Annotated in this window: 12 protein-coding genes and 1 tRNA gene; 5 read left to right on the top strand and 8 right to left on the bottom strand. The window is 47.1% G+C overall.

Annotated elements, in window-relative coordinates; translation table 11 throughout:
- Window positions 1-84: 84 nt before the first annotated feature.
- Entirely contained in the window at window positions 85-1,002 is a 918-nt protein-coding gene (locus C1A11_RS12805) for a peptidoglycan-binding domain-containing protein (RefSeq protein WP_180950359.1), read from the bottom strand.
- A 455-nt stretch (window positions 1,003-1,457) separates the two neighbouring features.
- Here C1A11_RS12805 and C1A11_RS12800 point away from each other — a divergent pair, with 455 nt between their 5' ends.
- Together C1A11_RS12800 and C1A11_RS12795 are read left to right on the top strand one after the other, a co-directional pair.
- Window positions 1,458-4,367, top strand: a complete 2,910-nt coding sequence (locus tag C1A11_RS12800) for an acyl-CoA dehydratase activase (protein ID WP_102050833.1) — start codon at window positions 1,458-1,460, stop codon at window positions 4,365-4,367.
- A 91-nt stretch (window positions 4,368-4,458) separates the two neighbouring features.
- Window positions 4,459-5,793, top strand: a complete 1,335-nt coding sequence (locus tag C1A11_RS12795; protein WP_102050832.1) for a 2-hydroxyacyl-CoA dehydratase — start codon at window positions 4,459-4,461, stop codon at window positions 5,791-5,793.
- 103 nt (window positions 5,794-5,896) lie between these two features.
- Here the strand turns inward: C1A11_RS12795 and C1A11_RS12790 are convergent, their stop codons facing one another.
- A complete protein-coding gene (locus C1A11_RS12790) occupies window positions 5,897-7,381 on the bottom strand; it encodes a DUF1846 domain-containing protein (RefSeq protein ID WP_102050831.1) in 1,485 nt (494 codons plus the stop codon).
- Between the two features lie 300 nt (window positions 7,382-7,681).
- Here C1A11_RS12790 and C1A11_RS12785 point away from each other — a divergent pair.
- Window positions 7,682-7,758 (top strand) — tRNA-Val (locus C1A11_RS12785).
- A 715-nt stretch (window positions 7,759-8,473) separates the two neighbouring features.
- On the opposite strand, the gene C1A11_RS12780 is transcribed toward C1A11_RS12785, so the two are convergent.
- Entirely contained in the window at window positions 8,474-8,707 is a 234-nt protein-coding gene (locus tag C1A11_RS12780) for a helix-turn-helix domain-containing protein (protein ID WP_102050830.1), read from the bottom strand.
- 153 nt (window positions 8,708-8,860) lie between these two features.
- On the opposite strand from C1A11_RS12780, the gene C1A11_RS14085 reads away from it, so the two are divergent.
- Together C1A11_RS14085 and C1A11_RS12770 are read left to right on the top strand one after the other, a co-directional pair.
- Window positions 8,861-9,469 (top strand): J domain-containing protein, encoded by a 609-nt coding sequence (locus C1A11_RS14085; protein WP_242965941.1) that lies wholly within the window; start codon window positions 8,861-8,863, stop codon window positions 9,467-9,469.
- Between the two features lie 45 nt (window positions 9,470-9,514).
- Entirely contained in the window at window positions 9,515-10,207 is a 693-nt protein-coding gene (locus C1A11_RS12770) for a hypothetical protein (RefSeq protein ID WP_102050828.1), read from the top strand.
- Here the strand turns inward: C1A11_RS12770 and C1A11_RS12765 are convergent.
- The 5 genes from C1A11_RS12765 to C1A11_RS12745 all read right to left on the bottom strand — a co-directional run bounded on the left by C1A11_RS12765 (window position 10,202) and on the right by C1A11_RS12745 (window position 12,631).
- Window positions 10,202-10,483, bottom strand: coding sequence for a hypothetical protein (locus C1A11_RS12765; protein ID WP_102050827.1), 282 nt, complete (start codon window positions 10,481-10,483; stop codon window positions 10,202-10,204). The genes C1A11_RS12770 and C1A11_RS12765 overlap by 6 nt on opposite strands.
- 69 nt (window positions 10,484-10,552) lie before the next feature.
- Window positions 10,553-10,756 (bottom strand): hypothetical protein, encoded by a 204-nt coding sequence (locus C1A11_RS12760; protein WP_102050826.1) that lies wholly within the window; start codon window positions 10,754-10,756, stop codon window positions 10,553-10,555.
- Between the two features lie 123 nt (window positions 10,757-10,879).
- Window positions 10,880-11,272, bottom strand: a complete 393-nt coding sequence (locus tag C1A11_RS12755; protein ID WP_102050825.1) for a hypothetical protein — start codon at window positions 11,270-11,272, stop codon at window positions 10,880-10,882.
- The gene (locus C1A11_RS12750; RefSeq protein ID WP_102050824.1) at window positions 11,263-11,727 is read right to left on the bottom strand and encodes a hypothetical protein; all 465 of its coding nucleotides are present in this window, start codon (window positions 11,725-11,727) and stop codon (window positions 11,263-11,265) included. Before C1A11_RS12750 ends, C1A11_RS12755 begins: the two co-directional genes overlap by 10 nt.
- 106 nt (window positions 11,728-11,833) lie before the next feature.
- Window positions 11,834-12,631, bottom strand: coding sequence for a Fic family protein (locus C1A11_RS12745; RefSeq protein ID WP_102050823.1), 798 nt, complete (start codon window positions 12,629-12,631; stop codon window positions 11,834-11,836).
- Between the last annotated feature and the right edge of the window lie 120 nt (window positions 12,632-12,751).

Genomic DNA, 12,751 nt, shown 5'->3' with positions numbered 1-12,751 from the left:
TGCCAAAACAGGCAAACATAAGGCAGATACGCACAAAAAAAGACCGCCCGAAAGCGGTCCTTTTTTGATGGGGTAAGCGAAAGGTTACAGCGTAGCGTTAAACTCCGTAATCATTTTAGCCCAGGTAGCACTGCCTACAACACCGTCCGGTTCGAGGCCGTACTTGCCCTGGAAGTGGTACACCATCTGCTGCGTTTTGCTGCCAAACTGGCCATCCACGGTAACAGCAGCCCAGCTGCCGGTTTTTACGCCAATGCGGCTCATGTAGCTTTGGATAAAACGCACACTGTCGCCCGACGCACCGATTCCAATCGGGCTGCCGGGATATGTGGTCACAACTTTGGTATTGTTGCTTGCATCCATGCCGTTTTTCACGGTCACGATACGGTCCCAGGTGGTTTTGCCGATAATCTCATCGGGGCTAAGACCAAACTGTTTTTGGAAACGACGGGTTGCTGCGGCGGTATTGCTGCCGAACTCGCCGTCCACTTTCAGGGTGTTAATCGCATTGTACAGAGTGGCAATCACATTCAACTTTGTCTGCATGTTTACAACAGACGGGCCGACACTGCCCTGCTGAAGCGGGGGCGGGCCAGGATAAACGTCAGTTGCGGGTGCGGGCAGGTTGGCGTAATCGGTTACGATTGCATCCCAGGTTTGTGGGCCAATGATGCCATCCACAGTCAAGTCTTTAATTGCCTCATACTGCTTTACGGTGGTTTCGGTTTTAGAGCCAAAGATGCCGTCTACCGTAAGCTTGTTGAGGGTGGGGTAAAGCTGCGCCCCAATGGCGTTAAGGTCGTACTGCATCAGCGCAACGTCATTGCCGGTGCTGCCTACACTCAGCGGGGTGCCGGGATAGGGCGGTGTGGCGGTAGCCATTACCTCTACTACCGGATCTTCCAATAATGCTTCTGCGGGAATTGCCTCTGTCTCCTGCGGCTCCACCGGATAGCGATGGGGTTCTACAGGTGTAAAATCTCTATCGAATTCACGAAACATAAAATGCTTCCCTCCTTTTGCCATATGCTATGCGGCCCCAAAGCATTGTGTGTCGGTTCAGGCTGGAAATTTGTCGTTACGAGTTCTCTCTCGTCTGCCGTTTTTGTTGTTTCCCTCGTTCGGTGCGCAAACCATCAAGCCAAAAAAGCCCTTTTATCTTATCCTTTTCCTGTACAATGCGATGGACAAAGCAGCTCTGAAACGAGAAGCTGTTGCATACTTTAGAAACAATGGTTTATTTCTCTAGTTGGTCAAGCGGCTGACTTTTTACTGCGTATCTTCGTTTTTCTTTTGCGGACAATGTCTCTATTTTCGGACAAACTGCTATATAGGCGCGCTAAGAATCCGACAATTTCGACAATTTATCTGTTGTCTTTTGCTTTTTTGTGGAGTAGAATCATTTAAACATCTTAGAATGGTTTTTTTATGGCCTGCGGCCGTCTGGAGGTTCCATTTTGAAAATCGGGCTTGACATCGGTTCCACCACAATTAAGTGTGTGGTGCTTGATAACAATGACTGTATTGTATATCAATCTTATGAAAGACATTATTCTCATATTGTAGAAAAATCAGCTGCATTAGTGCGCAAGCTGCATGAAACACTTGGTGACAGCCACGCTGTGCTGGGCATTTCCGGCTCGGCGGGTATGGGGTTTGCAAATGCCTGCGAACTGCCTTTTGTGCAGGAGGTTTTTGCCACCCGGGTAGCAGCCTCTCGCTTTTCGCCTGACACCGACGTGATTATAGAACTGGGTGGCGAAGACGCCAAAATTCTATTTCTTACCGGCGGTATGGACGTTCGCATGAACGGCAGCTGTGCCGGGGGCACCGGCGCTTTTATTGACCAGATGGCAACGCTGCTCAAGCTTTCGGCTGACGAGATGAACGAAGCGGCATTACATAGCGAAAAACGCTACACCATTGCCTCGCGCTGCGGCGTATTTGCCAAAACCGACGTTCAGCCGCTGCTCAACCAAGGCGCAAAAAAAGAGGACATTGCCGCTTCTATCTACGCGGCTGTAGTTAACCAAACCATTGCCGGGCTGGCACAGGGGCGCCCTATCGAGGGTAATGTTATGTACTTGGGCGGGCCCATCACTTTTCTCTCGGCACTGAAAAACAGCTTTGACGAAGCATTGGGACTTACCGGCACGCTGCCACAAAACTCGCTTTACTACGTGGCGCTTGGTGCTGCACTCTATTCAGACAAGGCTTTTGATTTGGACGATGTGGCAGAAAAGCTGGAGCATTACAGCGCCGCAGCAGATTTTGTCTGCAACCCGCCGCTGTTTGCAAACGATGCGGAATATGAAAATTTTCGCGCACGACACGCCAAGGCAACTGTGCCCACCGGCACCCTTGCGGATGCGCGCGGTGCATTGGATATCGGCATCGATGCCGGCAGCACAACGGTAAAACTTGCGGCACTGGATGAAGCGGGGCGGTTGGTTTATCAGAGCTACCAGCCCAACTCCGGCAACCCGGTACCACTGGTGAAAGCGGTACTGGAAGACCTTTACCGCCAGCGCCCAGATTTAGTTGTGCGCAGTGCAACAGCAACCGGCTACGGCGAAGAGATTATCAAAAACGCCTTTTCGCTGGATTATGGCGTAGTAGAAACCGTGGCACATTTTACTGCGGCAAAGCATTTTCTGCCCGAGGTTGATTTTGTTATCGACATCGGCGGGCAGGATATGAAGTGCTTTAAAGTAGACCATGGCGCCATCAGCGATATTTACTTAAACGAAGCTTGCTCGTCGGGCTGCGGCAGCTTTCTGCAAACCTTCGCGGAAGCGCTCGGCGTTTCGGTACCGGAATTTGCAAAACTGGGCCTGTTTGCAAAGCGCCCCGTAGACCTCGGCAGCCGCTGTACCGTGTTTATGAACAGCAGCGTAAAACAAGCCCAAAAAGACGGTGCTTCTATCGAAGATATTTCTGCGGGCCTTTCGCTGAGCGTTGTCAAAAACGCACTTTATAAAGTAATACGTACCACCAGCCCAGAAGATTTGGGCCGCAATATCGTAGTGCAGGGCGGCACTTTTTATAATGAAGCAGTGCTGCGTGCCTTTGAGCAGGAAATGGGGGTAGAGGTAATTCGCCCAGCTATTGCCGGACTGATGGGTGCTTATGGTGCCGCACTTTACGGCGGCGCGCGCGCCGCCCAGCAAGGCAAAAGCACCCGTAGCAGCCTGCTGAGTGCGGCGGACCTTGCCGCGTTTACACATCAAGCAAAAAGCTTTACCTGTAACGGCTGCGGCAACCACTGCCAGCTTACCCTCAACGAGTTCACCGGCGGTCGTCGCTTTATTTCGGGCAACCGCTGTGAAAAGCCACTGAAAACAGGGGTGTCCCAAGAACCGCTGAATATGTTTGCCTATAAACGCAGCCTGCTTGCCGCTTACCAGCCGGTATCTGGCCCACGCGGTAAAATCGGGCTGCCGATGGGGCTGAATATGTACGAACTCCTCCCCTTCTGGCACACGTTTTTCACGCGTCTCGGTTTTGAGGTCGTCACCAGTCCCGCCTCTAATCGGGCACTTTATCTTTCCGGGCAGGGTACGATTCCCTCTGACACGGTCTGCTTTCCGGCCAAATTGATGCACGGCCATATTGCGGCCCTTGCCGCGCGCGATGATGTACCGGTCATTTTCTATCCGTGTATGTCTTACAATATTGACGAAGATCTGGGTGACAACCATTATAATTGCCCCGTAGTGGCCTATTACCCAGAAGTAATTGCCGCCAACTGTCGCTGCATTGCCAGCAAAACTTTTATTGGTGATTACATCGGCATCCACTACCCTAAGGTGTTCCCCCACAAGATGACCAATGTGCTGACAAAGTATTTCACCGGCATCTCGCTTGCCGAGGTAAAAACCGCCGCAAAGGCTGCCTACGCCGAATATGACGCCTATCTTGCACGTATTCGAGCCAAAGGCACTGAAATGATCGACGAAGCGCGTCGCCGCAATATGCCCATTCTGGTGGTCGCTGGGCGCCCATACCATCTGGATGAAGAAACCGGGCATGGCATCGACCAGTTGATTTGCAGCCATGGCGCTGCGCTGATTTCAGAAGATGCAGTTTATGACCGGGCCGGTAAGGTAGAAGTAAACGTGCTGAACCAGTGGACCTACCACAGCCGGCTCTATGCCGCTGCCAGCTATGTGGCTACCCAGCCTGATATGAACCTCGTACAGCTTGTCAGCTTTGGCTGTGGCGTGGATGCCGTGACCACTGACGAAGTAAAGGAAATACTGCACCGAGGCGGCAAGATTTACACCCAGCTTAAAATTGACGAAATTACCAACCTCGGCGCTGTTAATATTCGCCTGCGCAGTTTACTGGCCGCCATTGGCCGATAACGCGCCGGTACGGCTGCATAAAAGAGAGGCAGCAAATTTTGCCCTGTGCTTTTGCACAGCGAGCACCATTCCAGAAAGGGATGATTGAAGGATGGAATATCCTAAATTCACCAAAGAGATGAAAGCCACCCATACGATTTTGATTCCGCAGATGGCACCCATTCACTTTGGTTTGTTGAAAAATGTATTTTTACAGGCAGGCTACCGCGTGCAGGTATTGGCCAACCAAGGGCCTTCCGTGGTTGCCACCGGGCTAAAATACGTACATAACGACACCTGCTACCCCGCCTTGCTCGTAATCGGGCAGATGATTGACGCACTTGCCAGCGGCAATTATGACTTAGAACACACCGCGCTGATGATTACCCAGACCGGCGGCGGCTGCCGTGCCTCCAACTATATCCACCTACTGCGCAAAGCACTGGTAAAAGCGGGGTATGGCAATATTCCGGTAGTATCGCTCAACTTTTCCGGCCTGGAAAAGGACAGCGGCTTTGCAATGACATTGCCAATGTTGCGCAAAATGGTAGCTGCAGTGTTTTACGGCGATGAGCTGATGCTGCTTGCAAACCAGATTCGCCCTTACGAAAACCGCCCCGGTGATGCTGACCACCTGGTCCAATATTGGACGACAATCCTCTCTGAGGACTTTGCAGCAGGCCATGGCATCGCCCGGCGTGAAATGGCGGCCAACTTTGACCGCATTGCACACAGCTTTGCCCATATTCGCACCACACGGGTGCCCAAGGTCAAGGTCGGCGTAGTGGGCGAGATTTATGTTAAATATTCTCCTCTCGGCAATAACCGGTTAGAGCAGTTTCTCGCGGGCGAAGACTGCGAAGTAACGGTGCCGGGCCTGCTTGGTTTTTTGCTTTACTGCGTTGCCAACACCAGCGAAACCATTCGTCTTTATGGCGGCAGCAATGTCCTGCGTTTTGGCGCAGAAAAGTTGCTGGACTGGTTTGCCGTGCGCGAGCACGACATGATAAATGCGATTGGTAATTACCCTGAGCTGCGTGCCCCTGCCGCCTTTTCGGAAACGATGGAGTGCGCTGACGGCATGATTGGCTATGGCAATAAAATGGGCGAAGGCTGGCTGCTGACCGCTGAAATGGTGGAGCTTCAGCAGCACGGTGTGGATAATATCGTCTGCGCCCAGCCCTTTGGCTGCCTGCCCAACCACATTTGCGGCAAGGGTATGATGAATAAAATTCGCGCTGCTTACCCGGATGCCAATATCGTTGCCATTGATTACGACCCCAGTGCTACCCGCGTCAACCAGGAAAACCGCATTAAGCTGATGCTGAGCATGGCAAAAGAAAAACTGCGCAATCAGCCGGCCGATCCCTGGCAGAGCAAACCGGCATCAGAGTACAGCGACCCGCTGCCTCTGCGCGGATTTGCCGGTACTGTGGCCGCAAAATAGTTTAGCTGCCTTTATGATTGATTGGGAATCCTTAATAAAACAAAAAATCCGTTCACACCCGGTTGGGCTGTGAACGGATTTTATTTTTAATACATGTCCGAAATTAGAAGAAAAGATCTTTGCCGGGGAATACCGGCTCGCAGGTTAAGCGCAGGCCAAGGCGGCGCAGTGTGCCCTCGTCGCCGGAGTGCAGCATCTGGGTCGAGTGCATTTCGCAATCGCGCAGCAGCACCAGTGCTTCCATTGCACGGGCAGCGACCGGGTTGGTTGCGGCGCTCATGGCAAGGGCAGTCAGCACATCGTCAAGTTTGAGCAGTGTACTGCGGCTGTTCAGAATGTTAATTTTCAGTTTGATAATCGGCTCTAAGATGACCGGGCTGATCAGGGTGAGGTCGTCTGCAATGCCAGAGAGTGCTTTGATGGCATTGAGCACCGTAGCGGAAGAAGCGCTCATCAAATCGCTTGCTTTACCGGTGAAAATACGTCCGTCCGGCAGCTGAATTGCACCGGCCGGCATGCCGCTGGTACTGCTCTTGGTAAGCGCAGGCTCTACCACTGCACGGTCGTTCGGCTTTAAGTTGAGCTGCTGCATAATAAGGCGAATCTTTTCGATTGCCTCCTGCGAGCCCTTGCCCTGGCGGTGGTCGCAAACCGTTTTATAATAACGACGCACAATCTCCTGACGGCTTGCCTCGCTGACAGCGGCATCATCGACAATGGCGTAGCCCGCCATATTGACGCCCATATCGGTTGGGCTTTTATAAGGGCAATCTGTCTCGCCCGCGATGCGGGACAAAATGGTGTGTACGATGGGAAACGCCTCCACGTCGCGGTTATAGTTTACGGTTGTTTTGCCGTATGCTTCCAGATGGAACGGGTCGATCATATTTAGGTCTGCCAGGTCAGCGGTAGCTGCCTCATAAGCAAGGTTGACAGGGTGCTTGAGGGGCAGATTCCAGATGGGGAAGGTTTCGAACTTTGCATAGCCTGCGGGGATGCCGCGCACAGTTTCGTGGTAAACCTGAGAAAGGCAGGTAGCCAGTTTGCCGCTGCCGGGGCCGGGGGCTGTGACGACCACGAGCGGTTTGGTGGTTTCAATATAAGCGTTAGAGCCAAAGCCCTGTTCGCTACAAATATAATCAATATCCGATGGATAGCCTTTGATGGGATGATGAATGTAGTTTTTCACACCGCGCATAGTCAGCTTAGCCGCAAACGCATCGGCTGCGCTTTGCCCGGTATACTGGGTAATAACAACGCTGTTGACATCAATGCCCATATGGGTGATGTCATCAATCAGGCGCAGTACATCCATGTCATAGCTGATGCCAAGGTCCGCGCGGATTTTCGTTTTTTCAATATCACCAGCGCTGACCACAAAGATAATCTCTGCTTTGTCGCGCAAATCGTGCAGCAGTTTAATTTTAGCGTTGACGTCAAAACCCGGCAGAACACGGGCCGCGTGATAGTCATCAAAGAGTTTGCCGCCAAACTCCAGATACAGCTTACCGCGAAAGCTTTCGATTCGCTCTAAAATGTGCTGTTTCTGTTTTTCCATATACATTGCATTGTCAAAACCTATTTTCATCACTGATAGCCCCTTTCCTGTTGAAATTGTAGCCAAAACGGCAAAAAAGATACGCACAAGCTACAACCGCCAACGCCAAAACACCATTTTCAATCGAAAAGGCGCCGCGGTACCCTAACCATTCTCCCCCATAAGGGCTTGTCCGGAAAGCTGCCGTCTGCGCCTTTTGCCTTTTTCATTAACTTTAAAATAATATCATTTTAACGCCTGTTTTGCAACCGTGTACACAGGATATTTTTTATCAAAAAAGACTGGATTTTTACAGCAGAGTGTGCTAAAATAACTAAGCAACAAAAAATTGGAGGCGTAGCTCAGCTGGTTAGAGCGTTCGGTTCACATCCGAGAGGTCGCGGGTTCGAGCCCCTCCGTCTCCACCAATTTAAAAGCATAGCAGATTGTCTTTGTTACAGCAAAGGCCGTCTGCTATGCTTTCACGCAACAATAAGGTCGGGACAAATTATCCCACCCTGTATATAACGAAAGCATATGTTTCATATGAGTTGACCGAGGAGCTGTTGGTTTACAGCTTGCGGACATTGCAATGTGGCTGCCTTGTGGCTCACCCCTTCCAATGTATCGCGTACCTGTCAGTGTCTTCGCAAACGCAAGAACCACTTGCGCGTTGAAACAAGTTCTATCGCTCCTTCACGATCGTGAAATCATGGCGCACTGTTTCAGTTGCTCCTACCACAGGCATCGAATGCCTCTAAGTCAGCTATGTAGAACAGAGTATTGTTGTGAATACCCTGTTCTGTTTTCAAGGTGCAGCTTTATATATAAAGCCTCTCGGCTTTATAGCAAAAAAGAAAGTACCAGATGTCCACTTTGCGCGGCGAACATCTGGCACTTTCTTGACAATTTATCCAAGCACTTGATATAATCAAGCGCAGATAAGCTCTCATAAGTCAGCCAGATGCTCGATACATCTGTTTGGCGCATGGTGTTCACTTGGCTCCAACCAGGTGAACACCTATGAGGGTTTTATTTTTTTGTATAGGGGTACACAAAGAGATTACTCCAAAATTTACCAAAAGTCAATGTGTTTCTTTTGGACAACCTGGTAACCCTTTGCCTGGGACAATTTGTCCCGGCCTACTTTTCTGTGTCCTCTTCTTTCACAAGAAGCTCTCGCACTTCACAATGCAGCGCGTCAGCCAGAGGGACAGCCGCGCGAATTGAAATGCTGCTCACCTTACGCACACCGCGTTCAAGGTCTGAAATGTACTGTGTGCCAATTCCACACAACGTAGCAAGTTGCTTTTGTGTGAGCTGTGCTTGTGTCCGAAGTCGGGCAAGGTTCTTTCCTTCTTCGTTAATAATTTCCACCCCCTTGGTGTTTCTACTCTTATATTATACATCTTTTCGCTCAATAAGTCAATGGATTTGTAAAATCAATGAATTGTTTTTGAAGCAACAAAAGGCTGGGACCATTGGTCCCAGGTTTAACTTTGAAAGTTTTGTTTGCTAAAGGAGATGCTTATGACTCCCTATGAGATTCTGGGCGTTAGGGAAAACGCCAGTCAACAGGAAATTAAAGCTGCATATCGAACTCTTGCAAAAATCTATCACCCAGATGTGAACACTGCACCCAATGCAGCAGCTTTCTTCCGATTAGTGCAAGAAGCATATGAAACGTTGTCCGCTCCTGCACAAGCTAGGCAGACCGCAAACTCTACCGCATCGGCCTCTAGCACTCCACCGCCGCCACCAGCTGACGAGCCTACATATCATTTTCATCATTGTGCCGAGGAAGAAATCAACGAGATTATCAAAAATCAGCATATCATCAAAAATAAGGTTTTCCGATTCATCGTTAAAATTCCGGTGTACCTAATCAGCGGGTTCCTACGGCTGGCAATTTTAATCGTCTCCTTCTTTGATTACTTTTCAAAAATAATAGGCGGCCTCTATTTTGTACTTGGTTGTTTCAATCTTCTGCTAACCATTTTTCAAACGCCGCGCACTGCCTCGGATTGGCTTTCAGTCGGATTCTGCTTTGTTGTTGCCGGTGTTTTTGTTTACGCGTTGCAAGCAGTAGCATTCGTGTTGCAAGTAGTCAACACCTTTCTTTTGGAGCTTGTTCGTTAATCAAAAAACTGGTACAATGCCCCCTGTCCTTAGGAGGAATATAAAATGATGGTTTCTATTATTGAAGCGATAAACTCATTCTTCCAATTGCTTACCAAGCTGGTCAGCAACAAGAAAAAAAACACTCCAACTACTTCGGTCAACGTTTCTGGCAAAAACAATCACACATCTGTTTCACATGATAACCATGCAGTGATTTATAACGATAATAGGATCTATAACAATTACACCAACACTCCAACAGACACCTCAAAATTAGATGTTCAAAACTTCTTTCTTGTCTGGTTTTTACTTGCATTTGGTATTGCAACTTTGATTTTTCTATGGGGTTTTCATTCCAGTTCGTTAACTCTTTTTCTTTTTTACGTTCAATTAACCTCTTGTGGACTAGCAATTGTTTTTGCTTTACTTTCGAGTCTAGAATGTGATGGTCACTCTATTTTCTCTCGCACTTTTGTGAAATGGCCACTTCTTGCAATACCTTTTATATTACTTTTTTTCGTTCATATTCTTGAATTTTCTATTCCTATATTTAATATTCTTTTCTCCTGGGGACTGTTCATCTGCCTTATTTGGTTTATTTGTCTTCAGATTTTAGCTATTATTTACCTATTGACACCCACTATAATAAGCGAGGAATACTTATATTTATTGTTTTCGCGATTGTTCGGTGTTCCCACATTCTGCTTGCTCGTATACATGCTCTTAAAAATATTTTTAAAACAATGGCTCTTATAACAAGCTTATGAGCAATAAAACCAAACATACAATAAGTATTGCGCATAAAATATTTGATTGTTCTTTTAAGTGTTCTCGCTTGTATATCTTCCATAAGAGCCATTCTATTATACCTAGTATTATAAAGGAGAGTGTACAAACTAGTATTATGACTGGTATTGCTGCAACAATTTCTCTGACGGTAAACTCTCCAGTAGCTAAGAGAACAAAAAACGCCCCAATATTGAATATCAGCCAAATCTTACTCCAATATTTAATCCACTCTTTTTTATTCATTTCATTTTCCTTCTTTCTTAAAAATAAAAGGCCGGGACCATTGGTCCCAGCCTTTTTCTTGTTTAAAGTTTAAAGATATGCCACGCTGTGTGGTCTATCGCTGAAAATGTGGATTGCTCCGCAGCGTTTGAGATACGAGAGGTTGCCACATATCCGCTGTTTTGTGGTATTATACTTTTTTGCCAGAATCTTCACAATTTCTCTTGTTTCGATTTTGCCCTGCATCAGCATATTCACCGTATCGATTCTTATATTGGTATTCATTCTGTTCATTCTGTCTTTCCTCCTTCATGTTTTTACTATGATTATTTTATAAACCAGGCCGGGACAAATTGTCCCATCCTCTGTATTATCTTTCTGCCCGATGCTCCACTGAAAATCGCATACTCCCTGAAACTAGTCGTTGGAAAACATTAAAGCACTGACGGCTAACGCCACAGTAAGCACCGCTCTTAAAATTGGATTATCTATAAATATAATTATCATAATCAAGAGTATAAGTAGTATTAACAACTCCGCAGCCCCTATAAGCATTTCATAAGGGTTGTGTATGTCTTCTTTCATCCGCTTTATAACTAGATAAGCCATAAAAATTCCCATTGCAAAGAAAACGAACGCTCCCCCGAAATATTTAAGGGGCTCGAAATTATTATACATTACTATTTCAACACTGGATAAGTTTTGAGCGACAAGCTTCTTATTTAATTGTTGCAAATTGAACAAATATATCAAAAGCGCAAGTGCATAGATAACTTCTTTCCAAATTTGTTTTCCTATTCTTATGAACATGAACAGTCTTTCCTTTTTCTCGCAATCTCAATCATTAATAATCTCTCCTGCAACTTTTTTAGCTCCTTTACATTTATGCCAATGATTACTGTGATGACAACCGCCACTAATAGCGTTAAGAAAATCACGAGATATAGACAGCATTGCATCAGTACTCTCTCACTTGCAGAAAAGGTCTGATAAAATTGTATCATTTTTCCTATCACTTCAAACAAAAATCCCCAGATTCCAATAAAACCAGTTATTAAAACCGAAACAGAAAAATAGGAGAGAAAGTTTTTCTTCGCCTCATAATTTGCTTTTGTACTCACATATAAAAAATCCAGCTCTTCTGTTTCTTTTTTACTATACTCTAGCATCAAACTATTGTAAGCTTGTTGCTTCTTCTTACATTTCGCATCGTCTGAACATAGTTGTAAAAGCTTGTTTCCTAACTTTATCATAAATCTTTTCATAAACTACTCCTTAATTTATTATAGCATAAGTAATTTTTTCCTTCTACTTATAGCAAACAAAAAGAGTGGGGCTAGCCAACGGCTGCACCCACTCTTTTAATTTTATCTATCGATCAATCATATGTTCTTCTAGTGACCGATGCTGCACCTGCCGCTTCTGCTCCAGCTCCCAGGCTTTCGTCCATGTCTTTTCTGCTTCGTAAGCGAGAAAACGTGTCAACGGCTGCAACTCTTCTTCTTCATCAAACCGTTGCAAACATTCAAAGTATATTTTCTTGTCCTCTTCATACACAATGAGCGGTGGGAAATTATGAATCAGCAAATAGTAATTCATAAGCGTCCGGCCTACTCGACCGTTGCCGTCTGCAAAAGGGTGAATGTTTTCAAATCGCGCATGGAAATACGCTGCGGCGGTCAGCCGGTTGTTGCCCTGGTAGTTGTTCACTTCTTCCAGCAGGTCTTGCAGCTCCATTTCCACGTCCTCTGCGGCAGCTCCCACTTCCAGCACCCCGGTAACATAGTCATGTTTCTTAAACTCTCCTGGGCGTTCACCGTTTTCAATGAAGCGTCGTTCATCAAAGGTTCCGGCTGTCAGCGTTAAATGAATTTCTTTGATAAGCTGGAGCGTCAACGGCTCTCTGTTTTCTATCTTGTCTTTCAAAAAGTCATAGCAAAGTTTTTGATTCTGCTGCTCAAACAGCGCTCTGGGCGAGCCAGTATAATTCTGCACTTTCCCATTCTCAAAAATCTCTCTGGTATCGTGATAGTTCACTTCATCATTTTCGATTTTGCCGGAATGGTAAGCAAATAAAACTCGAAAGCTATCGAGGTGTTGCTCAATTGTAGCCTCTCCCGAAGCTCGCTTATTTTGCCAAAAGGATACTACTTCATTGTACGTCGGCATTTCTCCACCTCCAAGTATGGTAATTATAGCACATCTTGCACTCTTTCAAACACTTTTAATTCTTCAACAGGTTACTGCTGCACGTCTTTCCACCTGTCGGTGGAAACCCTACCAGGCGGC

The sequence above is a fragment of the Pygmaiobacter massiliensis genome (assembly GCF_900199435.1).
Classification (GTDB): Bacteria; Bacillota; Clostridia; order Oscillospirales; family Ruminococcaceae; genus Pygmaiobacter; species Pygmaiobacter massiliensis.
This window is presented reverse-complemented; position numbering and strand designations above follow the sequence as displayed.